We start from the raw sequence: 24923 nt of genomic DNA on the forward strand, positions 1-24923 counted from the left end.
TTCAACGGGCGAGCGTGAACTCGTCGACCAGCTTGACGAATTCGTCCTCCTTCTCGAAGAACGCGACGTGCCCGGCGTCGATCTCGGCGTACGTGCTCATCGCGATCGCGGCGTGCAGGGCGCGGCTGTTCTCCACCGGGACGGTGATGTCCAGGGCGGCGCCGATGACGAGCGTCTGGGCCGCGATGCGCGGCAGCAGGGCGCGGATGTCGATGCGGGTGTCGAGGTCCACGTGGCGCAGGGTGCCGGGGGTGGGCGGCATGTTGGGGATCAGGAGTTCCACCTGCTCGCGGCCGATCGCGTTGAGGAACCGGCGGCTGAAGCCGGTCATGGCGACCGAGCGCCCGAAGGCGGCCGGGTCGCAGGTGCCGAGCTGCTTCCACAGGGCGAAGAGGTTGCGCAGGTACTCGTCGCCGTCGGTGTGGGCCCATCCGGCGACCAGGATCAGCCGGCGTACGAGGTCGGGGCGCAGGGCGGCGACGGCGGCGGACACCGGCGCGCCCATGGAGAAGCCCCGCGACCACCTCCACCTGCTCGCCGGGCACCGCCCGCCCGCCGGACGCATCGCCGGCGACCAGGTCGGCGCGGGCCTGCTGCACCTGCTGGACCAGCTGCCCGGAACCCCGGCCCAGGTCCTCGGCGACCTGGGCGACGTACTGGCCCAGAACGACATGGCGCGCAACCTGCTGGGCGGCGTGTGCACGGTGTCCGAGCACGGCCGCAACGTGATCTGGCGCTGGTTCGCCGACCCGGCCGCGCGCGACGCCTACCCGGCCGACGAACACGAGCGGTACAGCCGGGTCCACGTCGCGGACCTGCGCGCGGCCGTCGCCCGGCGGGCCGCGGACCCGGCCGCGACCCGCCTGGTGGAGCGGCTGCGGGAGGCCAGCGAGGAGTTCGCCGACCTGTGGGAACTGCATGAGGTCGCCGTCCGCCGCCACAGCCGCATGCGCGTGATCCACCCGGTCGTCGGCCCCGTGGACCTCGACTGCCAGGTGCTCCTCGCCACGGAGGGCGACCAGCGACTGATCCTGCTCACCCCGCCGCCCGGGACGGACTCGGCCGACCGCCTGGCCCTCCTGCGGGTGGTGGGCAGCGAGCAGTTCACGTAGACGGCCCGGGCGCCGCGGGCCCGAGCGGCAGCAGCTCGGTGACGACGAAGGCGACGACGGCCGCGAGGATCACGACGGGCATCATGGCGGAGCCGCCCAGGAGCAGGACCACGAGCACCACGCTGCTCACCGGCAGCCGCAGCGTGGTGGCCGAGGCTGCGGCCATGCCCGCCGCCATCGCCGGTACGACGCCCAGACCCGGCAGGGGCGAGAGCAGGATGCCCGCCGCGGCGCCGAGGAAGAGTGCCGGGAACACGGGGCCGCCCCGCAGGCTGCCGAGGCAGAGCGTGTAGGCGGCGCCCTTGAACAGCAGGACGGCGAGCAGTGCGCCGATACCCCACGCGTGCGGGTCGGCGGCCAGTTCGGCGAGGGTGGACTGGCCGGAGGAGGCGACGTTCACGGGTGAGCGGCCGGTGATCAGGGCGTAGAGGGCGGCGCAGGCCGCGGCGCCGAGGGCGCACAGGACGGTCCGTACGAGCGGCCGCGCCGCGACGTAGACGGCGATCCGCCGGGCACCTGCCAGCAGCGGGTGCAGGACCGCGGCCAGGGCCACGGCGATGACCAGCGCCCAGAGCACGTCCGGAACGTCCAGGCGCGGGACCGGTGCTGACAGTTTCAAGGAGAGGTCGCCCGTCTCCAGCCCGGTCCAGCGGCCGAGTCCCGTGAACACCAGGGCGCCGACTCCGCTGGAGAGCAGGGAAGGGAGCATGACCGCGAACAACTGCGGCCCGCCCACCCCCGCGACCTCGATGAGGAGCACCGCGGCGATCAGCGGGTTGCCGAAGATCGCGGAGATGGCCGCCGCCGCTCCGGCCGCGCCCAGGAGGGCGACGCTCCGCGGGGTCGCCGGCGCCCGCGCGAGGTTCCGGAACACCAGGGCCAGGCCGCCGCCCAGGGCGATCAGCGGGGCCTCCGGTCCGAGAACGGCGCCGAACGGCAGGCAGGCCACCGCCGCGAGGATGACACCGGGCAGCGCGGCCGACGAAGGGCCCGCGGTGTTCAGTCCGGCGGCGGGGACGTGGCCGCCCGCACCGGGCAGGTGGGTGACGACCAGGCCGACGACGGTTCCGGCGACGAGCAGCAGGGGGAAGGGCCACCACCAGGGCGGGGCGTCCAGGCCCACGGCGTGGGGCAGGTCCGCCCACAGCGCGTGCTCCAGTTCGTGCAGCAGGACGAGGAACCAGAAGGCGGCGAGGGACACCGGGATGCCGATGAGCGCGCAGAAGCCGAGCACCTTGAGATAGCCGGGACTGCGGAGCATGTGCCGCAGCAGGTCGGCCTCCCGCGGTTGCGTTCCGCCGGCCGGCGGGCCGGATCCGGTACGCGGCTCCGTCATGGGCCTCTTCCTTCCTGGGGTCGCCGGGCCCGGCCGGCAACGACTCGTCCTCTGGCGATCACGCCTCGTCCTCGGGGAACCACGACTCGTCCACCGGCGATCGCGCGACCTCCCCTCGCCTGCGCACCCCGATCCTGACCGCGCCGAAGAGGACCTTGGCGATCACTCCCACCACGATCAGATCGGCGATCATCTGCCCGGTCGTCAGCGCACGGGCGGCCTGGCTCGTGGGCGCGATGTCCCCGAATCCCACGGTCGCGAACACGGTGACGGTGAAATACAGGGCGTCGGTCCGGCTCAGCGGCTCCGAGAACGACTGCGGAAGCTCCTTCGAGAAGAGGAAGTACGTCGCGGAGAACAGCACCAGGAACAGCGGGACGGCGGTGGCCAGCGCCTCGATGGCGCGCAGCCGCGGATACTCCGCATGGGTGATGGCGGTGATCTGCCAGGCGACCAGGCCGCTGAAGAGGGCCAGGCCGAGTACCAGCAGTACGAGGGTCAGGACGCCGAACCCGCCCTCCAGGGGGACCAGGTAGTACAGCGCCGTGAGCAGGACGACCGAGGCCGCCGAGCGGAGCAGGTGCTCCGCCAGCAAGCGGCGGTGCCGACGGCCCGGCTCAGACAGCAGCACGGGCCCGTGTCTTCGGCTTCTCCCTCATGACGACTCCTCGCGCACGACCGGGCGGTTCCCGCGCCCCTCCCCTGGCGGACGGAGCTCTCCGGCCATTGCAGCATTCGTCTGATCGACTCGCACTCCGGGGAGGAGCGCGAGAGCGACCAGACCGAGTGGCGAAATGCCGGATACGGGCGATTCCGTCATTGTTCTCGTGGAAGGGCGGTCGCTGCCGCCGCGAACCGCGCCCCGAGGAGTTCCACCGTGCCCGAACCGGAGGCCGGACCCCTCCTGCGCGCCGTCCCCGGCTGGATGCGGAAACACACCCCGCTGCTGGGCCGGCTCCTGGAGCAGCTCGCGACCGTGAGGATCCTGGACTGCGCGACCAGGCTGGCTGCCCAGGCCTTCCTCGGCGCCGTGCCGGCCGTCTTCGTCATGGCGGCGCTCGCCCCCGCCTGGCTCCAGGACCAGCTGATCTCGTCCATCCGTACGACACTGGGGCTCCAGGGCGCCGCACTGGACCCGGTGCGCTCCGTGTACTCCGCCACCGATCCCACGGCGACCGTGAGCACGGGCTGGGTGGGGGTCGTGGTGACGCTGTTGTCGGCGACCGCGTGCAGCCGCGCCCTGCAGAAGACGTGCGAGCGCTCCTGGCACCTGCGCAAGGCCAAGGCCCGGGTCGCCGCGTGGCGGTGGGTGGCCTGGCTCGTCGTATGGCTGATCGCCCTGCTGTTCCAGGGGCCGGTGCAGACGGCCTTCGGCACCGGCCGGGCCGCCGGTTTCGCCCTCGCCGTGATCAGCGGAACGCTGCTGTGGTGGTGGACGCAGCACCTGCTGCTCGGCGGCCGGATCCCGTGGCTGCCGCTGCTGCCCGGCGCGGTGCTGGCCGGGGTCGGGGAGCAGCTCCTGTCACTGGCGTCGAGGATCTACATGCCCCATGCCGTCCAGCGCAGCATGGAGCAGTTCGGCAGCCTCGGCTCGGTCTTCGTCCTGCTGTCCTGGCTCATCATGCTCTTCATCGTCATCACCCTCGCCATCGCCGTCGGGTACGTGGTGGCCCACGAACCGCTCCCGGCCGGCTGGCTCCGCACGCCCGTCGCCCCCTCGACGCCGTGACGCCACGCGGCTACCGCTCCCCGGCCTGCCCTGCCCGCCCGGCCTGGTCGGAGGTGCGGCCGCCGGCCGCGAGCAGGGAGAGGACGGCGAGTACGGCGAGCAGGATGAGGGCCAGCAGCAGGACGGTGAGCACCGTCGGGTGGTTCCACAGCGCGAACACGAGCGCGAGTACGAGCAGTACGCCGGTGGTGAGCAGGCGCCGGTGGGCCTGCACCCAGGTGCCGACCCGCCCGGGCGGGCGACTCGTCGCGCGGACCCTGGCCGCCCTATCCTGAGGCCTCAGCGGCCGAGGTACCGCTCGACCGCCGCGGCGACGGCCTCGGGGGACTCCTCCGGTGCGTAGTGCCCGGTGTTCTGGAGCACCTCGAGCTGGGCATTCGGGTACCACTGCATCCAAGTGGCCCGCATGGCCTCGGGTCCCAGCGCCGGGTCGTTCGCACCCGCCAGGAGGAGGACCGGGGCCGGGTTGCCTTCCACCCGCTCGTGGACGTCGACGCGCGCCCAGGAGTCCAGGTACGCGCGGAAGGCCGTCGCCGAGGAGCGCCCCACCGAGTGGCTGACCATGGCGTCCAGCCATGCGCTGTCGCGCTGCCCGCCGGTGGTGTGGTCGATGATCGCCCTGCGGTTGGCGGGATTCCTCGCGGCCCCGGCGAACAGCTCCCACATCTCGCCCTCGAGCGGGAAACCGGACGCGGGCACCGCCGAGATGCCGATGATCGAGCGGATGCGCGACGGGGCGTCCAGCAGCATCAGCTGGGCGGCCTTGCCGCCCATGGAGTGGCCGATGACCGAGAAGGACTCCCAGCCCAGGTGGTCGGCCACGGCGAGGGCGTCCTCGGCGACCTCCTGCATCGTGAACGTGCCGTCGGTGTCGATCGCCTCGCCGTACCCGCGGCAGTCCAGGAACGCGTAGCTGAACGCGTCCCCGTTCAAGTGTTCGCGCATCGGGTCGAAGCTCGACCGGTCGCCGAACCAGTTGTGCAGCAGGAGGGCTCGTTCGCTGCCGGTGCCCAGTACGTCGTGCGGAAGGACCTGTCCTGTCACAACATCCCCTGCTCATCAGGTGGTCGCGGGCGGCCGGCGGTCACCGGCGATCAAGTCTCGCGACCTCCGTCAGGGGATGGCAACGCGACACCCCGGGCCGCTGGTCCCCAGCCGCAGGTCCTACACGTCGGCCGCGGGGAGGCTGTGACCCGGGCGGCCCGCCTTGGGATCAGTTGCGCAAGCGCCGCGGAGCCCCTGCCCAGGCGTAGGCAACACAACAGACCCAGGTCACTGACCTGGGGCTGTTGTGTCCGAGCGATGACGGGAATCGAACCCCTTCTCAGGCGACCATGTCGAGCAGCAGCTTCGCGGCCACCGTCGCCCCGTCGGTGCGGATCGTGCCGGCGACGGCCTTCGCCCGTGCTTGCGTCTCGGGGGTCAGGGCCGTCCTGAGGGCGGCCGACAGGGATTCGAAGGTCGGGTTCGGACCGTCGTGGGCCGCTCCGATGCCCAGTTCGGCGACCCGGCCGGCCCAGTACGGCTGGTCCGCGAACTGGGGTACGACCACCTGGGGCGCGCCGGCCCGGGCGGCCGTCGTCGTGGTGCCCGCGCCGCCGTGGTGCACGACCGCGGCCACCCGGGGGAACAGTGCGTGATGGTTGGCCTCGCCGATGGCGAAGCAGTCGTCCTGGTCGTCGGTCAGGGCCAGGTCGGCCCAGCCGCTCCCGAGGAGCACGCGGCGGCCCTGCGCGCGGACCGCCTCGATGGCCGCCTTGGCGACGTCCTCCGGGTCGCGCATGGGGATGCTGCCGAAGCCCACGTACACCGGCGGTGTGCCGGCCTCCAGGAACGCTTCCAGATCGGCCGGGAGCGGGCGCTCGTCCTCCGGCCGGAACCACGTGCCGGTCTGCACCACGTCGAGGTCCGCGGGCTCCGGCCACGGGCCCAGGACCGGGTCCGCAGCGAGCAACGGCCGGTCGGTGAGAATGTGGTCGCGGGCGTTGTCCACCGGGGGCAGGCCGATCGACGCCCGGTGAGTGTTGATCCCCTGGCCGAACAGTTCGTTCATGTGCTCGGTGTTCAGGTCCCACAGCACCCGGTTGTCCGTAACCTCCGGCGGGAGCGACCGGCCCGGCCACACGAGCGGCGGGTGGTGCGGCGACGGCAGGTACGTCGGGAAGTAGGCCACGAACACGTAAGGGATGCCCAGTTTCTCGGCCACCGCCCGCGCGCCGGCCGCGGCCGGCATCAAGCCGGTCGCCACCATCAGGTCGTATCCCTCGGCCGCCGGGGCGACGGCCTCGTAGGTCGTGGCGACCATCTCGGCCGCGCGCTGGGGCAGGCTCGACGGCGGCTGCGGCTTGGTCCCGGTCACCGCCCCCTTCACCATCGGGCGCAGCGGCCGGCCGATCGGCACCATCGGGACGCCGGCACCTTCCAGCAGCTCCGTGAAGTCCGGCGGCGCGCACATCCGCACTTCCGCACCGAGTGCCCGCAACCGCACCGCGAGGCCGATCATCGGTTCGATGTCCCCGCGCGATCCGCAGGCCATCAACAACACACGCATTTTCGCAACTCTCATTTCGTTGGTTCCGGGCTCGACCGACGACTCACGCCGGAGCGGACGGGTCCGGGAGCGTGGCGAGTTCGCCGAGGACGCCGGCCGCCGGCGCCGGGTCCACCAGCCACTTCAGGTGGCTGCCCTCCAGGGTGCGGACGTCGTACGGGTTGTCCGGCGTCAGCTCGTTGCCCTCGCGGATCAGCCGGTCCTGCAGGGCGAGAGGCAGGCTCGCGTCGTCGGCCAGGCGGATGTAGGTCTTGGGGACGCGGCCCCAGGTCGCGGCCTGCGCCCGGTCGGCGGAGCCGCCGACGTCCAGGTTCTCGTCGGGCTGGAAGGTGTTCAGGAAGGTGAGGAACTGCTCGTCGGTGCCGTCGGCGAAGAGGGCCGCCTTGAACGCCGCGAGCGAGTCCGGGTTCGCGGTGCGGAAGTTGACGCGGAGCAGGCCGAGCTCGGCAGGGTTTCCGGCCAGCGCCGAAGCGAAGGCGGCGGGATCGACCGTGGCCATCTCCGGCTCGGCGTAGTAGTCGTTGACGTCGAGGTCGACCGGGCACCAGGCCGAGACGTAGACGATGCGGTCGATCAGATCCGGGCGGGCGTTGGCCGCGGCCGTGACCGTGACACCGCCGCGGCTGTGGGCGACGAGGATCACGGGGCCGTTCCGCTTGGCCCGTTCGAGGATTCCGATCAGGTGCGCGGTGTTGTCGGCGAGCGTGACGCCCTTGATCGAGCCGGGCGCGGTGGCGAGCCCCTCGGGGTCCTGAGGCGACTGGTAGGCGCGGGTGAAGGTCGCCTGGAACCCGTGGCCGGGCAGGTCGACGGCGACGGAACGGTACCCGAGGAGGCCGAGTTCCGCCTGGAGGGGCGCGAAGGAGAAGGAGTTCGCGAAGGCTCCGTGGACCAGTACGAACGTCGGTTGCATCTGTGTACTCACTTTCCGGCCGCCACGGGAGTCTGACGCAGGACCAGGCAGAGGAAGCCGAAGCTGTCCCGGTACCCGTGCAGCCATTGCGAACGCTGAGCGGTGGCCGTCTCCAGCACCTGTGCGCCGGCCGGATCGGCAGGGTGGTCCAGAGCCCATGAGGCCAGCGAGCCCCAGCAGGCCCACTCGTAGGCGTCCAGCTCACCGCGGGTACTGACATGGCCGTGGACAGGGGTCCATCCGTCGGCGACGACGTGGTCCACCGTGGTCGCCAGGTCGTCGAGGTCACCGAACATCTCGATGACCTCCGGCGAAGGGGCGCGGTCCCAGAAGGACTCACCGATCAGGACGCGGCCGCCGGGGGCCAGGTGCTTGCGGGCCGCCGCGAGGGTGGGGAGAAGGCCGCCGAAGGCATGCGTGGCGCCGACGCTGACCACCAGGTCGAACGGCTGTGCGGAGACGAAGTCCGCGGCCTCCTGGTGGTGGAGGACCAGGCGCTCGTCGACCCCGAGTTCGCTCGCTGCCTGGCGGGCCTGCGTCAGGGCGACTTCGGAGACGTCGACGCCCTCGGCGTGCAGGTGCGGGCGCGTCGCCAGGGCGCGCAGAAGCCATTCCGCCGTGCCGCATCCGAGGTCGAGCACTCGCTCGTCGCCCCGCGGGAGGCCGCGTTCGAGCAGCCGGCTGACCGAGTCGTCGTCGAGCGGAGCCTTTATCGGGTGGTCGGCATGCGCAATGCCGGAGATCTGTTCGCGGCTCACCGGCGCGGCGTGCGCCGTGTCGAGGAGCATCTTCGCGGCCACTGCCGTCCCGTCGGTGCGGATCGTGCCGGCGACGGCCTTCGCCCGTGCTTGCGTCTCGGGGGTCAGGGCCGTCCTGAGGGCGGCCGACAGGGATTCGAAGGTCGGGTTCGGACCGTCGTGGGCCGCTCCGATGCCCAGTTCGGCGACCCGGGCGGCCCAGTGCGGCTGATCCACGAACTGGGGTACCACCACCTGGGGCGCGCCGGCCCGGGCGGCCGTCGTCGTGGTGCCCGCGCCGCCGTGGTGCACGACCGCGGCCACCCGGCCGAAGAGGGCCTGATGGTTGACGTCGCCGACGGCGAAGCAGTCGTCCGCGTCGTCGGTCAGACCCAGTTCGGCCCAGCCGCGGGAGACGAGTACGCGGCGCCCTTGCGCGCGGACCGCTTCGACGGTTGTCCGGGCGACGTCCGTCGCCGTGCGCATGGGCATGCTGCCGAAGCCCACGTACACCGGCGGTGTGCCGGCGTCCAGGAACGCCTCCAGGTCGTCCGGCAGCGGGCGTTCGTCCGGCAGGATCCACGCGCCGGTCTGCACGAGTTCGAGATCCGTCAGCTCCTGCCACGGCGCCAGGACCGGGTCCGCCGCCAGCCACGGACGGTCGCCGAAGACATGGTCGCGGACGTTGTCCAACGGCGGCAGCCCGATCGCCGCCCGGTGGGCGTTGAGCGGCGCCAGGTACAGCGCGTTCACCTTCTCGACGTCCAGGTCCCACAGGGCGCGATTGTCGGTCACGTCGGTCGAAACCGGCGGGCCCGGCCGCGGCGACGGAAGGTAGTGCGTCGACGGCATCTCGAACGGGTGGAAGCAGGCGTACACGTAGCGGATGCCCAGCTTCTCGGCCACCGACCGCACGCCGGCCGGCATCAGGCCGCTCGCCACCAGCACGTCACATCCCTCGGCGGCCGCGGCGACCGTGTCGAAGTGCGCCGCGACCAGCTCGGCCGCGAACTCGGTCGCGAAGCCGGGTGACGGCGGCGTCCCGGTCACCAGCGGGCGCACCGGCCGGCCGAACGGCACGTGCTCCACGCCGACACCGGCCAGTATCTCCGCGAACTCCTCGTCCGGAGGTGCGCACACCCGTACTTCCGCGCCGAGTTTCCGCAACTGTGCCGCGAACGCGGCCTGCGGCATGATGTCGCCGCGTGACCCGTAAGCCATGATCAGCACACGCATTTCGTCATTCTCGTTTCTGTGGATTCCGACCTCGGCCGGCGATGGTGCGGGAGGATCCGGGTCTTACCGGAAGCCCCCCTGGGGGACAAGCTGGGGGGAGGCAGCTGCGGTTACCGTGCCCAGGGCAGTTCGCGGACACCCTCGGTGCCGGGAACGGAAGCGACCCCGTCCGAGCGCATCGAGACGTGGGCCTCGGCCTGCTCCGGGGCGTGGATCCGGCGGACGAGGGCCGGCGGCAGGATCAGGGTCTGGCCGGCCAGGATCGTTTCGGCGCGCCCGTCGCACGTCACCTCCAGCGCGCCCGCGGTGACCGTCCAGACCTGCTCACGGCTGATGGAGTGCTCGGGGCCGGTCGCGCCGGCGTCCATCGTGACGGTCCAGGTGCTGAGTTCGGCGCTGCCGCGGCTGGGAGCCGCCAGGCCGGTCATGGTGGCGTTCGGGGAGACGGTGACATCGTCGGCCGAGGGAGTGACCACCCGTACGGCGGTGCTTTCGTTCCCGTCCGTCCCGGGGTCGGGGACGGCCCATTCGACGAGCTGGACGACGACCCCGTTGGGGTCGGTCAGCTGGAACAGGCGCTCGCCCCAGGGCTCTTCCCGCAGGGGCATGGTGATGGGGGCGCCCGCCGCGCGCAGCCGGGCCTCCTCCGCGGCGAGGCCGCTGACCGTGAGCGCGAGGATCAGCCCGCCCGCCTCCCGGTCCCGCTGCTCGGCGGGCAGGACGTCGGTCCCCTTGCGGAGCAGGACGATGTCGACGGCGGCGTCCTCGCGGGTCAGCGAGCAGAAGCCGTCGTCGGCCATGGCCACCTCGTAGCCGAGGTGAGTGCGGAAGAAGTCACGGGAGGCGTCGACGTCGGCGACGGTCAGGGAAAGGGTGGAGGCGGACACGTGCATGGCAGCTCCTCGGAAGGTGTGCGCTTGGGGTGAGTGGGGGGCGGAGGCGCCGGCAGGCTGTTCGGTTCCGGTCGTCCGCCGGGACCGGCGATGTAACCGTCGAGGGTGGCGGAGACGCAGTAGGTCAGCTTGCGCAGGGTCTTCTCGCCTCTTCGATACGGAGGTGACTACGGGTACGGGGATCAGGCCGCGGGCACGTCGAGCTGGAACTCGCGCGTGCGCCGGTAGGAGCGGAACCCCAACCGGTGGTTGACGGCCAGCATGTGGACGTTGTCCTCGGCGTTGTCGGTCTCGATCTCGACGACACCGGGGTGCTCGGCGCGCAGTCGGCGCACCATGGCGGCCTTGAGCCACAGCCCGAGGCCATGGCCGCGGTGCACGGGCACGACGGCGGTGTCGTACTGCTGCGCCCGGGGCGGCGCGCCCTGCGGGAGCAGGATCTCGGTATATCCGGCCATGGTGCCGTCGTCGTCGACGGCGGCGAGGGTCAGCAGGGTGTCGCCGCGGTCGGCGATCACCTGGGCCATGGCCCGTACGCGGTCGGCGTCCCAATCCACGGTGCCGTAGTCCAGGTCTCCGACGGGCATGTCGTTCATCGCGTTCTTGGCGGCGGCGAAGGAGGCGGCGAGGTCGTCGGGCACCGTGCCGGTCCAGCCCGTCAGCCGGTAGCCGGGGTGCTCGGCCTCGGCGAACTGGAGAACGGCGGCCTCGTCCGACTGGTCCAGGTGCAGGATCAGATGGTCCAGGGCCAGTGCCTGGCGGAAGTTCCGCTTTTCGCAGAAGGCCTCGCCCGGGCTGTCGGCCGCCGCTTCGACGATCAGGCTGCGCCGGTCCTCGGCGCGGCAGGCCGCCACGACCGCCGACAGCAGGAGGGAGCCGGTGCCCAGGCGCCGGTGCGCGGGGTCGACGTGGAGTTCCAGTTCGGCAAGGTGATTCCGCCCCGGGGAGGTGAACAGTCGCAGGCCCGCGAGTCCGACCGGGCTGCCCTGCGCCCCGGTGGCCAGCCAGGTCAGCCGGTGACTGTTCAGCATGGGCTTGGTGAGCCGGGCGTGGATCTGCTCGGGGCCGGGAGGCGGTACGCCGGGCAGGTCGCGGGCCATCGAGGCGGCGACGACCCGGTGCCAGGCGGCGGCGTCGGTGGCCGAGATGTCGTGGAGCGGAGTGAGGTGGATGTGCTCGGACAAGGCGATGGCTCCAATGATCTTCTGAGGGGAACGTAAGTCCGGGTTCCGGACGTTGCGCACGCATGCCGTGCGCACGACTGCGGGGCCGGTGAACCACCCCACGGGGTGGCGTCGGGCCCCTGGGACACCGGCCGACGCGACGCTCTGAGAGGCGCGGCAGCCGGTGTCAGCGCGTCGGAGCAGTGCCAGGTCTCCAGCGGTCCAGGGCGGTGTAGGCCGGGGCCCACTCGGCGGTGTAGGCGGCGCGAGCGGATGCGGGCAGTGGAGCGAGCAGCTTCTCCACAGTCGCCTCGTCGGCACCGTCCAGCAGCCACGGCAGCAACAGCGGTGCGTCCGGGCCGATCAGCTGGGCATGGACCTGGCCGAAGTGGTTCCACTGCTCGGCCGTCAACGCCCGCCGGATCAGCGGCAGGGCCGCGTCCTCCTCGTGCTTGAGGTGCCCGGCCAGGCCGGTGGCCAGCGCGTCGGTCAGAATGCCCAACCGCAGCTGGTCGACCTCGGGGTCGGCGAGCGCCGCGTCGATGGCCTCGATCAGCGGGTCGATGGCGGCGTGCTCGGCCTCCATCGCCTCCAGGAGAGCCAGGTCCTTCGGGCGGCCGGCCAGACGTCGACGCAGCGCCGGCCACAGCGCGTCGTCCTCGGCCGTGTGGTGGGCGTGGAGAGCCTTTTTGAACAGCGTCCATCCGGCAGTGGTCGGTAACTGCCGGGGGTCACGGTCCGTGCCGATGGTGATCCGGTCCAGATGGGCCAGCTCCCGGCGTAGGGCATCGTGCATCGCGTACATCGCGGTCAGGCCGACTTCATCGCTCATGGCCGGCGTCGGCTCCAGGACGTGCCGGCCGGTTCACGGACCCCAGTGGTGCGGCAGTCGAACATGTCGGTCACGCCGATCGACAGGTTCTGCACGTGGGTGCGCACGCAGTCACCGCAGCCGTTGATCTGGCCGGCGCGCAGAGCCAGGATCTCCGGCAACTCATCGGAGATGGCGCCAGAGTTGACCGACTTGAAGAAGTTGCCGATGCTCGTGAGCGCGTCCGGCAGCACGAGCGCCGAGTTCTTCATGCGTGATTGCATGCCCTCAACCTTCTTGCGGGTCGCCATCATGATCAATGTAAACTTCCGCGCGGTTCGATAACCGCAGGGTTATCGATGGGGGCTGGGGAGCCGGTGGAGCTGCGGGACATCGAGATATTCCTGGTGCTGGCGGAGGAGCTGCATTTCGGCCGGACCGCACAGCGGCTGCACGTCTCCCAGGCTCGCGTCAGTCAGGCCATCAAGAAGCAGGAACGGCGCATCGGTGCCGAGCTGTTCATCCGCACAAGCCGCACGGTGTTCCTGACCGAGGTCGGCCGGCAGTTCCGCGACGATCTGCAACCGGTCTACGCGGGCCTGCACGAATCCCTGGAGCGCGCCCAGCTGGCGGCCCGCGGTATCACGGCACAGCTCCGCGTCAGCCTGATGCCCTTCAACGTCGTCGATCTGCACCCCTACTGGAAGGCGTTCCGCGCGCGGTACCCGCAATGGGGACTCCAGATCCGCCAGGCGACCTTCAACCATGTGTTCAGCCAGCTCCGTAGCGGTGCCATGGACGTCATGGTCGTCTGGCTGCCTGTGGAGGAGCCCGACCTCACCGTCGGCCCGCCTCTGTGCACCGACTCCCGGATCCTTGCCGTGGCCGCCGACCACCGGTTCGCGGGACGGGACTCCGTGCCGGTGGAGCTGCTCGCCGAATTCCCGCACGCCACTGCCCTCGGCCTGCCGGACTACTGGGAGGACAGTTACCTGCCCTTCCACACCCCACGAGGCCGGCCCATCGAGCGCATCGCGGTCGCGGACAACGCCGATGAGCTGATCGGCATGGTCAGCATGGGCGAGATCATCCACACCTTCCCCGGCCATGTCACCAGGTACTGGGGCATGTCGAACATCCGATGGCTGCCCATCCCCGACATGGGAACCATGACCTTCGCCCTGGTCTGGCGGACCGAAGTCGAGAACGACCTCATCCGCGCTCTGGCGGACACGGTGCGAGATCTCGGTGTGTTCCGCTTCTGACGCAAACTGCGGCGCGAAGCTCCTGTTCAGAGGGTCGAGCGCGGCGGCTCGGACACCCGCCTGACCGGCACGTAGTGGCAGGAGCGTTCCGCGCTCGGCGTCAGCGGAGGTTCCTCCAGAACGCGTAGTCGTGGTCCTTGGTGAACTCCGTGCGCTTCCACGGCCCCGACGTCAGCGACTGCACGTAGCCGCCGCCGCGGAAACTCGGCCAGTCGGTCTTGCCGGACTCGGCGAAGTCGACCCAGGTGTCCGTCATCCGGTTGCCGAGCCGTTCCTGCTGTTCCGTCAGCTTCTCGAACAGGGGCAGCTTGAGGTCGAAGAGGTAGGGCAGCTCCGACATGTGCGACGCGCGGGGCTCGAAGCTGAGCTTCGGGTCGCCGGCCCACGCGGGCGTCTCGCGCTCGCTGAACTCGAACATTCGGGTCGGCGTCCACTTCGCCAGCAGCCGGGCGGTGTCCAGGGTCGGCACCGACCAGGTGTGGTCGGTGCGGACGGTCGCCAGGGCCTCGCCGACGGAGCCGAAGCGGTTCAGCGGGTAGCGTGCCAGCACCGCGTCGGCCCGGTCGCCGAACTCCTTTCGGATCTCGGGCTCGTACGCCCCGGGCGGCATCGGCCCGCCTCCCAGCTCCTCGCCGAGGATCCTGCCGCGCTCCTCGTCGTGGTTGACCCCGATGAGCACCGGGACGCGGTTGAACTTGCCCGTGCGCAACGCCTCGGCGGGGGCCAGCGGCATGAGGTCCGTACCGGCGATCGGGCGGGGCTCGTTCCAGGTTCCGTACGCCTTCATGAGCGTGCCCGGGTCCGTGTGGCGCAGGCAGGACTCCGTGTCCTTGTGGTTGTCGCACGCCTTCAGCTTCCGGAGGTGCTCGACGGTGGCCTCGGCCTCGGCCTCGGCTTCCTCCCGGGTGCGTGAGCCGCCTGTGGCGCAGGGGGAGCTCTGCAGGATGGCGCGGTCGAACAGTCCGGCGGACTTCGGCGAGGCGAGGTGGCCGCAGACGCTGTATCCGCCGCCGGACTGCCCCGTGATCGTCACGTTGCCGGGATCGCCGCCGAAGGCGTCGGCGTTGGCGCGGACCCAGTGCAGCGCGGCCTGCTGGTCCTCCAGGCCGAGGCCGCCGGAGGTCTTGAGGACGGGGTCGGACAGGAAGCCCATGGCGCCGAGCCGGTAGTTGATGGTCACGACGACCGCGCCCTCGGCGGCGAGTCGCTCGGGTCCGTACAGATCGCCGCTGCCGAACATCAGGCTGCCGCCGTGGATCCACACGATCACCGGGCGCTTCCCGGCCGGTTTCGCGGGGGTGGTGACATTCAGGTAGAGGCAGTCCTCGACCACGCTGGGGACTCCGATGGGGAGCCCCGCCGGCTGCGAGCACGGGGATCCGGGCGCGGTCGCCTCTCGCACCCCGGTCCAGGCCGCTGCGGGCTGCGGCGAGGCCCAGCGCAGTTCGCCCACCGGCGGGGCGGCGTACGGGATGCCCTGGAAGCTGCGCAGACCGTCGGTCGAGGTGCCGCGGACCGCGCCGCCGGTGGTGTCGACGACCGTACCGGCGCCACCGCCTGCCGCCGCTTGCGCCGGGCCGGCCGGTCCGAGGCCCAGACCCACGCCCAGCGTGGCCAGCATCAGCGCGGTGGCGGTGAACCCTCTGGAAACGTTCCTGGTGTGTCTCATGCCCCGAACGCTACGACAGATTTGTACGATCGTGCAATACGTTTGTCTAACTCGACCGTATGAGGCGTTCGTGTCATGCGGGCGCTAGGCTCCGGGGCATGGGAAACCGCGAAGCCCTGCTCATCGGCGCCAAGGCCTGCCTGCGGGAAAAGGGCTACGACCGCACCTCCGTACGTGACATCGCCTCCGCCGCCCACGTGAGCACGGCCGCCGTCGGCTACCACTACGGCTCACGGGAAGCGCTGCTCAACCAGGCCTTGTTCGAGATCCTCGACGAGTGGGGCGACGCGATGGGCCGGGCGCTGGTCCCCGACGCCGACGGCTCCTCCAGGGCGCACTTCGAGCGCATCTGGGAGGGCCTGATCGAGGACTTCGGCGCGCACCCCGACCTCTGGCTGGCCTCGGTCGAGCTGTTCATGCAGGCCCAGCGGCAGCCGGAGCTGCGTGCCGCGCTGGCCGGGGGCACCGCCCAGGGTCGACGCGGCATGGCTGCCATCCTGGACGGCGTCCACGAAGAGGAGGTCGCGGAGACCTCCGTCCGCACCCTAGGGACCGTGCAGCTTGCGCTCGTGTCGGGCGTGATGTTCCAGTGCCTCAGCGACCCCTCCAGCGCTCCCACCGCCGCTGAGGTGCTCGAAGGCATCCAGGCCCTGGCCGAGATCGCGCGCTGACCACCCCCCAACGCGGTGAGTGTCGACGCGAGCCCAACCTGACCCACGGTGAGGGCGCTTGTGGTGCGCGAATGGCACGCGGGTTCTGTGAGGTCTGGGCAAGGAAGAAAGCCGTGACGGCCTCGTCGTGATCGATTCGGCGGCCCCTTGCCGACCGCTGCCTACCGCCGCTACTGGCACGTTGGGGCACGCGTCCTCAGGCAGGCCGATGGATCAGGTCGTGGTCCGCTTCCCGTCTGCATCGCACGGCAGTGTGCTCGTGGGGTGATCGGTGGCGAAGTCCTCGGAGATGTCCTCGGCGGCTTCCCGCATCGCCTCGTTCGTGATCCGGATCCGGCCGGAGAAGGGGCTGTCGATGTCCTCGATCAGTAGCAGGGACCCGGTGAACAGCGCCGCCAGTACGCACAACAGGACGAGGTGCGAGGGCCCGCGCCTGCGGGGCAGGCCGAAGGCGAAGGCCCCCACGGTGGTGGCCAGGGCCACGACCATGAACCAGTAGACGAACGAGGGAATGGCGGGGCTCGCCTCCGAGATCCGGGTCTGCCGGGCCTTGGAGCGTTCGTCATCGGCTTCGACCAGGAGGGTGAAGGTGGCGTCACCCTTGTGGGCGAGTTCCTTGAAGTGCCTGCGGAAGTCGGTGGACCACACCGAGGCCATCGGGGACTTCGCGCCGCCCTCGGCCATGAGGGGCCATTCGGCGGCCCGGATGGCCCGCGAGTAGCAAACGGCGGCTGCCTGGAGCCGTTCGCGCTGTGGCTCCGGGGCGTAGTCGGCCACCTCGTAGAGCTGGTCGACCCGGCTGGCTTCGGCCTCGACGGCCGTGGCGGCGGCGCCGTACGACTCGGCCGCCACGACGATGACGAAGGCGACCAGGAGGACGGCGAGTGTCTCCAGAGGGCTGATCAGATCGCTGACGGACGCCTCGTCGTCGTCATCGTCATTGGTGAGGCGCCGACGGCGGAGCTGGTTGGAGATCAGGCCGAATGCGAGTGCCGTGGCGATCGCCGTAACGGTGATGGTCATCGTCATGGTCATGGCCCAGGGGAGATCGGGTTGGCGGACATCCCCCCGCCGACCTCAGCCCACCACGGGGTGGGGTGCGGCGCGATGGGGTGGTCCAGGTGGACCTGCCCGCCCGTGGCCTTCGGGTGGGCCCGCCGGTGCGGGGCCCGGTCTGACGCATGTGAGGGCACTTGTGGCAGCCGGCGACTGCAGCCCTCAAGAGCGGCGCGTGCAGGCGATCAAGCTGAACCCGCCAGGTGACCGCGAGGTGGAGATTCTGCCCCGGATCGACCTCACCTCCGGTCGACCCGTCGGCATCGCGACCCACCCGGCCGGCCGTCGTCTGTACGTCACCAGTCCCACGGACGGGAAGATGTCGACCTACACCGTGAAGCTGACCGGTGAACCCGACACGAGCGTCCCGCCGCAGCCGATGAACCTGACGATTGCCCAGCCCCACGGCATCACCGTCCACCCCAACAGAGGGACGTGGTGCGCCACGGGGCCTCCGTGGGCATTCTCGGAAGTCGCGGCACGCGGAGGGCGCGGGCGCAGAGATGGCGGTCCATTCGACGAGCGGTGGCCGGACCTGGGCGCACAGAGGCCGGCCGCAGGCGTCGGTGAGGCGTAGGCGTGCGAGCAGGCCTCCGGAGCTCATCGCGGCAACGGCAGTGCCCGGGGCGATGGCGTCGAGCATCAGCTTGGCCCGGCGGAACATGGTGAAGGTCCCTGCTTCGTCCACGCTGCCCCAGCTCAGGTAGATGAAGCGACCGGCGGGGCGGCCCTGGATGTACGGCCCCTTCAGGTCGAGGCCCGTGTCGGTCGGCGTGGCCGTGCACTCCAGCGTCCACGTTGCCGAGGCGGCGTCGCCGGGGTGCAGGCCGAGGAGCTCGTCCCTGCGGTCGCGCCGTTGGATGGCGACGTGGATGTTGCTGTAGCCGGGGAAGTCCGGGCCGGCGCCGCAGGTGCGGCCCGGAAGATCGACGGCTTCGATCCGAATCTGCATGAGGTCATCCTCCTCGGCCGCCGGGCGTGGGATCAGGGGCTGTAAGAGGAGTCGGGAGCCCCGGAAGTCAGCAGCGGCCCGAAGGTCTGCCGGCCCAGTTCCTCGGCGCGGGCGTGGCTGATGATGTCGCCGGGCACGTCCGGATGCTGCTGTGACCAGGTGGTGGCGGAGGCGCGGCTGGAGAAGAAGTTCAGCGCGTCGCAGCACACCGCCTCGGCGGGGCCGGAGAAGGCGCGGCGCCCGACGAAGACGACGGCCGAGTCCGGGTCCCACACCGTCGTCCCGTTCGTCGAAGTGACGGTGACAGGTTCGCCGGTGACCGGATCGGTCGAGGAGATGACGGTGTCCTGGCCGAGCATCGCCGTGATGCCGAGGGCGTCGACCGCGCACATCGAGAACACCTCCGCGCCGCTGTCGATCCGCACCCGGTGCGGGGTCGGCGCGGCGGAGAAGGGGTACGCGGCCCGGACCTGCCCGGTCTCGTCCAGGGTCAGGAAGTCCTCCCGGGCCAACTCCGCCAGCACGTCCTCGGCTGTTCGGCCGGCTGCCGCCGCGACGGGTTCCAGTAGCCCGGCCTCCGGCGCTCGGCCGGCGGTCGCGAAGTGCCGCAGCACGGCCTGGTGGACGGCCCGCAACCCGCGCTCGGCCGGAGCCACCCGGCCTCGGCCACCCCGCCCGATCGGATCAAGAAGGTCCGTCTCGCAGCAGTTCTCCTCCGCCGCTTCGGCGAAACCCGCCTCGGCCAGGGCCGTACGCAAGGCGGCCACGCTCGGCGCCCCATCCACCTGTCCGGCGTCGCGGTAGATGCGGCACGAGACGCTCGGCGCGGCCCCCGCCACCGCGAACGGGTCGACGCCGTCAAGCAGGACCGTCGGGGATCCGGCCATGCCCCAGCGGGTGGCCTCGGCCTCTTCGCGCACCTCGACGCGTTCGACCTCGGCGGCCCGGCCCGCCAGCGCGGCGGTGATCCGCTCCTCCACGACCGGCCCGTTCGGGCAGTCCGGAACGGTCAGAACCGTGATCCGCATGGCATCGTCCTCCCAGCTCGTTGTCTCTGAGCCCGACCGTAGACCTTCCAGCACACTGGAAGGTCAAGAGCTAGCCTTGAGGCATGCGCATCGGGGACCTCGCCGCCACCAGCGGAATCACGACCAAGACCATCCGCTACTACGAGCAGGCCGGCCTCATGCCCGCACCGCCCCGGACCCCCGGCGGCTACCGTGACTACCCGGCCGAAGCCGCCACCCGGCTCGCGTTCATCCGCGACGCCCAGCACGCCGGCCTCACCCTTGCCGAGATCCGCAGCGTCCTCGCCCTCCGCGACAGCGGACAAGCTCCGTGCGGCCACGTCACGGACCTCATCGATCGGCATCTCGAAGAGATCAACCGGCGTATCGCCGAACTCCGCACGACCCGCACCGCACTGCGCGACCTCGCCCTCCGCGCCGCCGCGACCGACCCGGCGACCTGCGCCGAAGGAGGCATCTGCACCATCTTCCCATCGCAGTCAGCATCGAGGCCATTGCCCGGGTGAAGTCCACCTGCGTCCACATCGATCTCGACTGGCCGGGCGTGATCCCGGAACGCCTGCATGTTTGCATCTCGGGATTCGAGACGGTCGCCTGCCGATGTGGTGCATGTGGTGCGCCAAAGAGCCTCCGGCCAGGGCATTCGCGGGAGTTGGGGCACGCGGAGGACATGGTAGGGCGGATAGGTCTAGACAATAAGAAGGCCCAGGTCGCTGACCTGGGCCTTCTTTAAAGAGCGGATGACGGGAATCGAACCCGCGCTATAAGCTTGGGAATCACCCGACACTTGAGGTTCGTTAGGGCTCTGACCTGCGAAGATGTGCCTTTCGAAGTTGATTCGAGGGTTCCGAACCGTCCTCTGCTGACCGCTGTTTACCGCCCTGACTGGCACGTAGTGGCACGCGCCGCAGAGTGCTTGGCCGGCCTGATCTGCGAGGTACGAGCGCAGGGCCGCGTGCGAGGAGCGTTCCGAGCCGCTCGCCCTGGCGTCCAGCCATGCATCGTCGTGCCGACTGCCGGACGGTCAGGCTACGTCGATGGCCACGAGCAGACCTGCCAGCGCCGGCCGTGCACGGATTGCAAGTCTGTTGGCGCAGGTCAGCCCGATATTCCTGGGTGTTCACCTGCGTTCATGAGCATTCCCGTACCTCCGCCCGTCTGCAGTGTGGACGGTGCTGAACACTGCTGCACCGACCTGAATGAGACGGGATTGAAGCAGGTCCAGAAGCAGGGCCAGACGGCGGCCTCGCGCCGCCGCGAAGACGGCCTGCTGCGCGAAGAGGACCTGCACGACGAGACCCTTTGACCGGAGAACCACTCGCCCTCACGCACAGAGCCCGGCCGGGCTCTGTCATGTCCCGCCCGAAGCGACCTCGAGGCTCGCAGGGACGGGGGAGACGGCCCTGCCTCCGAGCCGGGTTGCTGTCCCCACTGCCGCCACGCGCTCTCCACTTTGACGGCACAACGGATTCGCACGGGCTGGCAGCACTGCGGCTTCCTGGCGTTACGTCACCCATGTAGAGCATTTTTCCTGATTTATTGCCAATTACTGCGAAATATGCGTGACTGCCCTCGCGTGACGGCGTATCACTACCTCGGGCAGGGAGCCGCTCTCGAAGTCCCCGCTCAGAGGGAGCCTGCGCGTCGGCGCAGGTTGGGGCTTGCGGCCCTGAGTAGCCATCGACGCGGGCGCTCGGGAACCTCCTCCGGGAGGACTGAGACCCGGAGCAACAAGAAAGGTCCTGCTGTGGCATTGGATGTCATCCGGTCGGGTCCACCCGACAAAAGGCCTCGACGCAATCTGTTCAAACGGGGAGCCCTTGTCCTGCTCCCCGCAGCGATCCTGGCGGCGGCAACCCTGGTCCCGAACCTCGCTCACGCCCTGGAAGCCCCCGTGGGACTGGGGACCGCCACCAATTACGCGGTCCTGGCCGGTTCAACGGTCACCAACACGGGCCCCAGCATCATCAACGGAGATCTGGGGCTCCATCCGGGCACATCGGTCACCGGCTTTCCGCCCGGCATCGTCAACGGAACGCAGCACGTCACCGACGCCGCCGCCGCTCAGGCGAAGTCCGACCTCGTCGTCGCCTACAACGACGCGGCAAGCCGGGGACCCGGCGCCGCCACTTCGGCCGATATCGGCGGACAAACGCTGGCGCCCGGCGTCTACACGGCCTCGTCGACACTGAACATCACCGGAACGGTCACTCTCGACGGCCAGAACAACCCCGATGCCGTCTTCATCTTCCAGATCCCTTCGACCCTGATCACGGCTCCGGCGAGTGTCGTGGCCTTCATCAACGGGGCAAATGCCTGCAACGTGTTCTGGCAGGTGGGCAGCTCCGCCACCATCGACACGACCTCCCAGTTCAAGGGCAACATCCTGGCCCTGACGTCCATCACGCTGAACACCGGCGCCGTGATCGAAGGCCGCGCCCTGGCGCGCAATGGCGCGGTCACGCTGGACACCAACACCATCACGAGGGCGGCCTGCGCCGTTGGCCCGCCTGGGCCTCCCGGGCCGACCGGCTCGCCTGGCCCGACGGGTGCTCCTGGCCCGACCGGCTCGCCTGGCCCTGACGGCAGCCCCGGTGCCCCTGGCCCGACGGGTGCTCCTGGCCCGACCGGCTCGCCTGGCCCTGACGGCAGCCCCGGCGCCCCTGGTGTCCCTGGTGCTCCTGGCCCGACCGGCTCGCCTGGCCCTGACGGCAGCCCCGGTGCCCCTGGTGCCCCTGGTGCTCCTGGCCCGACCGGCTCGCCTGGCCCTGACGGCAGCCCCGGTGCCCCTGGTGTCCCTGGTGCTCCTGGCCCGACCGGCTCGCCTGGCCCTGACGGCAGCCCCGGTGCCCCTGGTGCCCCTGGTGCTCCTGGCCCGACCGGTGCTCCTGGTCCCGTCGGCTCCCCTGGTGCTCCTGGCCCGACCGGCTCGCCTGGCCCTGACGGCAGCCCTGGTGCCCCTGGTGCTCCTGGCCCGACCGGTGCTCCTGGTCCCGTCGGCTCCCCTGGTGCCCCTGGCCCGACCGGCGCTCCCGGCCCCGTCGGCTCCGCCGGTCCTGCCGGTCCTGCCGGTCCTGCCGGTCCCGTCGGTCCTGCCGGTCCTGCCGGTCCCGCCGGTCCCGCCGGTCCCAAGGGGCCTCGCGGCGACAAGGGTGAAAAGGGTGACTCGGGCGATCACGACCACGACCACGGTCACGACCACGGTCACGACCACGGTCACGGTCACGACGACGAGGGCGACGAGGGCGAGAACGGTCACGACCACGACCACGGCAAGCCCGGCCACGGTCACGACCATGGCAAGCCCTGGCACGGCCACGACGGCTCCGACCAGGGCAAGCCCCCGTGGGCCGACCCCCGATCAGGCGGCTCCGACGATGCTCTGGGCCACGCCGGTCCTGGGCGCACCGCCAAGAACGTCAACTTCACCCCGGTAAGCGCCGCCACCGGCCTGCAGTCGAAGGAGGTGACGCCGGCCCTCGCCGCGACCGACTCGAGCAGCGAGGCCGGCATCATGGCCGCCACTGCAGCCGCGCTGGCATTCGTCGGAGGCTCGGCCTTCTTCGTCGTGAGGCGGACCCGGCGAGGTGGAGCAACCCGACAGGACTAGCCCTTCGCAGGTAAGGGCTGACGCTAGATCAACCACATAAGTCGTCCGGTTCGCCGTTCGGCAGCTGAGCCCCTGGACGCATCGTCCGGGGGCTCAGTGGCTCTCACGGGCTCGGCAGGGACAGCGCTCGGGCGTCTGGCCACGATCCTGGGCCGGCGTACGCCCTGATGGCTTCCTCGATGAAACGCCGGGTACCGTCCGGGCTCAGCGCCTGGGCCTGCAAGTGCGCATACATGTCGCTGTAGCGTCGCACGTCGGATCGTTTCTCCAGATAGAGGTCGCTGGTGAACCTCTCCAGATACACCACGCTCACATCAGTGGCGTCGGCGAACTCGAGCAGCGAGAACTGTCCCGAGACGCCTGGGTGCGCACCCACCTCGTGAGGGAGAACCTGCATGGTGATGTGCGGCTGGGCGCTGAGGTGGGTCAGATGGTCCAGCTGCTCGCGCATGACCTCGCGGCTGCCCACGACGCGCCACAGCACCGCTTCGTCCAGCACGGCCCATAAGCGCAGCGGGTTGTCCGGGGCGCGCAGCCGGTCCTGGCGCCGCATCCGCACCTGAAGGCGGGTGCCGGCCTGCTCGGCAGTGGCGTGAGGGATCGTTCCTGCGATGACCGCCCGTGCATAGGCGGGGGTCTGCAGCAGGCCGGGGACCACCAGGGGCTCATAGAACCGGACCGCGGCTGCCTCGGCCTCCAGGCCGATGTAGGCGCCGTACGGGATGTCGTCGTAGGCGTTCCACCAGCCCTCCTGACCCGATTCCCTGGCCATCTGCATCAGATCGTCAACGCGCCGCTGATCCCGGACTCCGTACAGCCCGCAGAGATCTCGCAGGTCGCGCGGCTTGATGAGTCGGCGGCCGTTCTCCAGCAGGCTGATCTTGGGCTGGGAGATCAGCAGGCGTGTCGCCACCTGCTGCGTCGTCATACCGCTGAGCTCCCTGAGCCGACGCAGCTCCGCCCCCAGTCGGCGCCTGCTGATGGTGGGATTGACAGTGATACCCACGGGGCGCGTACCTCCGCTTCAAGAACCTTGCACTGGCGAGCAGATTGCCACGGCCAGAGCAGCTGGATTCGCCTTGGCCCCCGTGTCGTGCAGGGTGATTCGGAGCGGCGCGGCGGCCTTCAAGTGCCCAGTGAGGCACTGGCGGAGGATATGAGATTCGAACTCGTGAGAGTCCCTGCCGGATCAGGGGTGCAGAAAAGGAGGTTGCCCCCGAGCGGGAGATCGCGACCGTGGCTCAGGTGGACGCCCTGGCCGAAGCGATCGGGATCCGGTGGCGGCTGATGGTCTACCTCGGCGCGTACGGCCCGATGCGACCGGAGGAGCAGGCGGGTCTGCGGCGGAAGGACGTGGACCTCGACGCAATGACGATCCGCGTACGGATGGCGGCGCCCGAGCCGAACACCGGGAAGAGGGCCGAAGGACCCACCAAGTCCGAGGCGGGTAAGCGGATTGTCGTTCTGCCCGAGTTTCTCCGTGAGGAGTTGCGACGCCACATCGAGTGGTACGCGGAGAAGGGTCCCGAGGGACTCGTATTCGTGGGGGAGAAAGGGGCCCGTTCCGCCGTACGACGTTCGGTCGGAAGTGGGCCAAGGCGCGGGTGAAAGTCGGCATGCCGAACTCTCGTTCAGGTTCTAGGGCATTCGTCACACCGGGCACACCCTGTCGACGAGGTCCGGGGCCACGCTGAAGGACACGATGCTGCGCGCTGGCCAGTCCTCGGAGAGGGCCGCGATGATCTACCAACACGCGGATCAAGGGCGTCAGAAGGAGGTCGCTGGTGGGCTGGACGGGATGGTGCGGGCCGCCCGGCAGAAGGCCGCTGACCTGGCCTCCCAGGGGCCGAGTGGTGCGCAAGTGGTGCGGAGCCCCTGAGCAGGTCTGGACAACGAAGAAGGCCCAGGTCGTTGACCTGGGCCTTCTTGTAAGAGCGGATGACGGGAATCGAACCCGCGCTATAAGCTTGGGAATCACTCCGCACTTGGGCGTGAATATGGCTTCTGACGCGTAAATAGCAGCAGGTCAGGGTGGGTGTGGGCATGGCTGGGTCCCCGGTGGCCGTTGGTGGCTGCCGGGTGTCCGGTTCGGGGTCAGGCCGCGGTTGCCGGGGCGGACTTTGGTGTTCTTGGTGCGGCCGGCGGACAGGGACGTGCTCGCCGGCGATCACTGATGTCCATGCCCGCACAG

The 24923-nt window shown here is 70.5% G+C and carries 23 protein-coding genes and 2 pseudogenes; 7 read left to right on the forward strand and 18 right to left on the reverse strand.

Features of this window, described 5'->3' with window-relative positions:
* Window position 1: 1 nt before the first annotated feature.
* Entirely contained in the window at window positions 2–505 is a 504-nt protein-coding gene (locus tag J7F03_RS11850; RefSeq protein ID WP_214948689.1) for an alpha/beta fold hydrolase, read from the reverse strand.
* On the opposite strand from J7F03_RS11850, the gene J7F03_RS11855 reads away from it, so the two are divergent.
* Window positions 504–1112 (forward strand): transcriptional regulator, encoded by a 609-nt coding sequence (locus J7F03_RS11855; protein WP_251071783.1) that lies wholly within the window; start codon window positions 504–506, stop codon window positions 1110–1112. The genes J7F03_RS11850 and J7F03_RS11855 overlap by 2 nt on opposite strands.
* Here the strand turns inward: J7F03_RS11855 and J7F03_RS11860 are convergent.
* Both J7F03_RS11860 and J7F03_RS11865 read right to left on the reverse strand, forming a co-directional pair.
* Window positions 1105–2448 carry a chloride channel protein gene (locus J7F03_RS11860; RefSeq protein ID WP_214948690.1) on the reverse strand — a complete coding sequence of 448 codons (1344 nt, stop codon included), beginning with the start codon at window positions 2446–2448 and terminating at the stop codon, window positions 1105–1107. The genes J7F03_RS11855 and J7F03_RS11860 overlap by 8 nt on opposite strands.
* Before the next feature lie 58 nt (window positions 2449–2506).
* Window positions 2507–3079: a potassium channel family protein gene (locus J7F03_RS11865; RefSeq protein WP_308379378.1), complete on the reverse strand. Its 573-nt coding sequence runs from the start codon at window positions 3077–3079 to the stop codon at window positions 2507–2509.
* A gap of 246 nt (window positions 3080–3325) precedes the next feature.
* Here J7F03_RS11865 and J7F03_RS11870 point away from each other — a divergent pair, with 246 nt between their 5' ends.
* Complete coding sequence (locus J7F03_RS11870) at window positions 3326–4177, forward strand: YhjD/YihY/BrkB family envelope integrity protein (RefSeq protein WP_308379380.1); 852 nt, start codon at window positions 3326–3328, stop codon at window positions 4175–4177.
* 10 nt (window positions 4178–4187) lie between these two features.
* Here J7F03_RS11870 and J7F03_RS11875 read toward each other — a convergent pair whose 3' ends face one another.
* The 10 genes and pseudogenes from J7F03_RS11875 to J7F03_RS11920 form a co-directional block, all read right to left on the reverse strand.
* A complete protein-coding gene (locus J7F03_RS11875) occupies window positions 4188–4391 on the reverse strand; it encodes a hypothetical protein (protein WP_251071784.1) in 204 nt (67 codons plus the stop codon).
* A gap of 65 nt (window positions 4392–4456) precedes the next feature.
* Window positions 4457–5221: an alpha/beta fold hydrolase gene (locus J7F03_RS11880; RefSeq protein ID WP_214948691.1), complete on the reverse strand. Its 765-nt coding sequence runs from the start codon at window positions 5219–5221 to the stop codon at window positions 4457–4459.
* Between the two features lie 280 nt (window positions 5222–5501).
* Window positions 5502–6728, reverse strand: coding sequence for a glycosyltransferase (locus J7F03_RS11885; RefSeq protein ID WP_214948692.1), 1227 nt, complete (start codon window positions 6726–6728; stop codon window positions 5502–5504).
* Between the two features lie 43 nt (window positions 6729–6771).
* Window positions 6772–7641 (reverse strand): alpha/beta fold hydrolase, encoded by an 870-nt coding sequence (locus J7F03_RS11890; RefSeq protein ID WP_214948693.1) that lies wholly within the window; start codon window positions 7639–7641, stop codon window positions 6772–6774.
* A gap of 8 nt (window positions 7642–7649) precedes the next feature.
* Window positions 7650–8399 carry a cyclopropane-fatty-acyl-phospholipid synthase family protein gene (locus tag J7F03_RS11895; protein ID WP_214948707.1) on the reverse strand — a complete coding sequence of 250 codons (750 nt, stop codon included), beginning with the start codon at window positions 8397–8399 and terminating at the stop codon, window positions 7650–7652.
* Between the two features lie 12 nt (window positions 8400–8411).
* A pseudogene (locus tag J7F03_RS11900) lies at window positions 8412–9614 on the reverse strand (glycosyltransferase); the annotation flags it as partial.
* A gap of 110 nt (window positions 9615–9724) precedes the next feature.
* A complete protein-coding gene (locus J7F03_RS11905; protein ID WP_214948694.1) occupies window positions 9725–10507 on the reverse strand; it encodes a VOC family protein in 783 nt (260 codons plus the stop codon).
* 182 nt (window positions 10508–10689) lie between these two features.
* Window positions 10690–11691, reverse strand: coding sequence for a GNAT family N-acetyltransferase (locus tag J7F03_RS11910; protein WP_251071785.1), 1002 nt, complete (start codon window positions 11689–11691; stop codon window positions 10690–10692).
* A gap of 166 nt (window positions 11692–11857) precedes the next feature.
* A complete protein-coding gene (locus J7F03_RS11915; protein WP_214948695.1) occupies window positions 11858–12502 on the reverse strand; it encodes a hemerythrin domain-containing protein in 645 nt (214 codons plus the stop codon).
* Window positions 12499–12792, reverse strand: coding sequence for a carboxymuconolactone decarboxylase family protein (locus tag J7F03_RS11920; protein WP_251071786.1), 294 nt, complete (start codon window positions 12790–12792; stop codon window positions 12499–12501). Before J7F03_RS11920 ends, J7F03_RS11915 begins: the two co-directional genes overlap by 4 nt.
* Before the next feature lie 48 nt (window positions 12793–12840).
* Here J7F03_RS11920 and J7F03_RS11925 point away from each other — a divergent pair, with 48 nt between their 5' ends.
* Window positions 12841–13746 carry a LysR family transcriptional regulator gene (locus J7F03_RS11925; protein ID WP_251071787.1) on the forward strand — a complete coding sequence of 302 codons (906 nt, stop codon included), beginning with the start codon at window positions 12841–12843 and terminating at the stop codon, window positions 13744–13746.
* 100 nt (window positions 13747–13846) lie between these two features.
* Here J7F03_RS11925 and J7F03_RS11930 read toward each other — a convergent pair whose 3' ends face one another.
* The gene (locus tag J7F03_RS11930) at window positions 13847–15415 is read right to left on the reverse strand and encodes a carboxylesterase/lipase family protein (protein WP_214948696.1); all 1569 of its coding nucleotides are present in this window, start codon (window positions 15413–15415) and stop codon (window positions 13847–13849) included.
* Between the two features lie 98 nt (window positions 15416–15513).
* Here J7F03_RS11930 and J7F03_RS11935 point away from each other — a divergent pair, with 98 nt between their 5' ends.
* On the forward strand, window positions 15514–16086 hold the full coding sequence (locus J7F03_RS11935; protein ID WP_214948697.1) for a TetR/AcrR family transcriptional regulator: 573 nt from the start codon (window positions 15514–15516) through the stop codon (window positions 16084–16086).
* A gap of 213 nt (window positions 16087–16299) precedes the next feature.
* On the opposite strand, the gene J7F03_RS11940 is transcribed toward J7F03_RS11935, so the two are convergent.
* From J7F03_RS11940 to J7F03_RS11955, 3 genes are read right to left on the reverse strand one after another with little or no spacing between them, the layout of a single operon-like run.
* Window positions 16300–17109: a DUF4239 domain-containing protein gene (locus J7F03_RS11940; protein ID WP_214948698.1), complete on the reverse strand. Its 810-nt coding sequence runs from the start codon at window positions 17107–17109 to the stop codon at window positions 16300–16302.
* Window positions 17024–18094, reverse strand: coding sequence for a DUF5990 family protein (locus J7F03_RS42305; RefSeq protein ID WP_308379385.1), 1071 nt, complete (start codon window positions 18092–18094; stop codon window positions 17024–17026). The genes J7F03_RS11940 and J7F03_RS42305 overlap by 86 nt, the downstream gene beginning before the upstream one ends.
* A gap of 32 nt (window positions 18095–18126) precedes the next feature.
* The gene (locus tag J7F03_RS11955; RefSeq protein WP_214948701.1) at window positions 18127–19122 is read right to left on the reverse strand and encodes an alkylmercury lyase family protein; all 996 of its coding nucleotides are present in this window, start codon (window positions 19120–19122) and stop codon (window positions 18127–18129) included.
* 83 nt (window positions 19123–19205) lie between these two features.
* Between J7F03_RS11955 and J7F03_RS11960 the strand changes: the two genes are divergently transcribed.
* Both J7F03_RS11960 and J7F03_RS11965 read left to right on the forward strand, forming a co-directional pair.
* Window positions 19206–19628, forward strand: coding sequence for a heavy metal-responsive transcriptional regulator (locus J7F03_RS11960; protein ID WP_214948702.1), 423 nt, complete (start codon window positions 19206–19208; stop codon window positions 19626–19628).
* A 1052-nt stretch (window positions 19629–20680) separates the two neighbouring features.
* Entirely contained in the window at window positions 20681–22732 is a 2052-nt protein-coding gene (locus tag J7F03_RS11965; RefSeq protein WP_214948711.1) for an ice-binding family protein, read from the forward strand.
* 103 nt (window positions 22733–22835) lie between these two features.
* Here J7F03_RS11965 and J7F03_RS11970 read toward each other — a convergent pair whose 3' ends face one another.
* Window positions 22836–23738, reverse strand: coding sequence for a helix-turn-helix transcriptional regulator (locus J7F03_RS11970; protein WP_214948703.1), 903 nt, complete (start codon window positions 23736–23738; stop codon window positions 22836–22838).
* A gap of 164 nt (window positions 23739–23902) precedes the next feature.
* Between J7F03_RS11970 and J7F03_RS11975 the strand changes: the two are divergent.
* A pseudogene (locus tag J7F03_RS11975) lies at window positions 23903–24611 on the forward strand (tyrosine-type recombinase/integrase); the annotation flags it as partial.
* Window positions 24612–24923 lie beyond the last annotated feature (312 nt).

The organism is Streptomyces sp. ISL-43 (assembly GCF_018614195.1).
In the GTDB taxonomy this organism is placed as follows: Bacteria; Actinomycetota; Actinomycetes; order Streptomycetales; family Streptomycetaceae; genus Streptomyces.

Bases quoted from the DNA above. Each gene is read 5' to 3' on its own strand.
- J7F03_RS11925 (WP_251071787.1), top strand. From the start codon at position 12,841: ATGGGGGCTGGGGAGCCGGTGGAGCTGCGGGACATCGAGATATTCCTG.
- J7F03_RS11885 (WP_214948692.1), bottom strand. From the start codon at position 6,728: ATGCGTGTGTTGTTGATGGCCTGCGGATCGCGCGGGGACATCGAACCG.
- J7F03_RS11915 (WP_214948695.1), bottom strand. From the start codon at position 12,502: ATGAGCGATGAAGTCGGCCTGACCGCGATGTACGCGATGCACGATGCC.
- J7F03_RS11965 (WP_214948711.1), top strand. From the start codon at position 20,681: ATGCGTGACTGCCCTCGCGTGACGGCGTATCACTACCTCGGGCAGGGA.
- J7F03_RS11850 (WP_214948689.1), bottom strand. From the start codon at position 505: ATGGGCGCGCCGGTGTCCGCCGCCGTCGCCGCCCTGCGCCCCGACCTC.
- J7F03_RS11940 (WP_214948698.1), bottom strand. From the start codon at position 17,109: ATGACCATCACCGTTACGGCGATCGCCACGGCACTCGCATTCGGCCTG.
- J7F03_RS11930 (WP_214948696.1), bottom strand. From the start codon at position 15,415: ATGAGACACACCAGGAACGTTTCCAGAGGGTTCACCGCCACCGCGCTG.
- J7F03_RS11960 (WP_214948702.1), top strand. From the start codon at position 19,206: ATGCGCATCGGGGACCTCGCCGCCACCAGCGGAATCACGACCAAGACC.
- J7F03_RS42305 (WP_308379385.1), bottom strand. From the start codon at position 18,094: ATGCAGATTCGGATCGAAGCCGTCGATCTTCCGGGCCGCACCTGCGGC.
- J7F03_RS11890 (WP_214948693.1), bottom strand. From the start codon at position 7,641: ATGCAACCGACGTTCGTACTGGTCCACGGAGCCTTCGCGAACTCCTTC.
- J7F03_RS11905 (WP_214948694.1), bottom strand. From the start codon at position 10,507: ATGCACGTGTCCGCCTCCACCCTTTCCCTGACCGTCGCCGACGTCGAC.
- J7F03_RS11955 (WP_214948701.1), bottom strand. From the start codon at position 19,122: ATGCGGATCACGGTTCTGACCGTTCCGGACTGCCCGAACGGGCCGGTC.
- J7F03_RS11920 (WP_251071786.1), bottom strand. From the start codon at position 12,792: ATGGCGACCCGCAAGAAGGTTGAGGGCATGCAATCACGCATGAAGAAC.
- J7F03_RS11860 (WP_214948690.1), bottom strand. From the start codon at position 2,448: ATGACGGAGCCGCGTACCGGATCCGGCCCGCCGGCCGGCGGAACGCAA.
- J7F03_RS11935 (WP_214948697.1), top strand. From the start codon at position 15,514: ATGGGAAACCGCGAAGCCCTGCTCATCGGCGCCAAGGCCTGCCTGCGG.
- J7F03_RS11855 (WP_251071783.1), top strand. From the start codon at position 504: ATGGAGAAGCCCCGCGACCACCTCCACCTGCTCGCCGGGCACCGCCCG.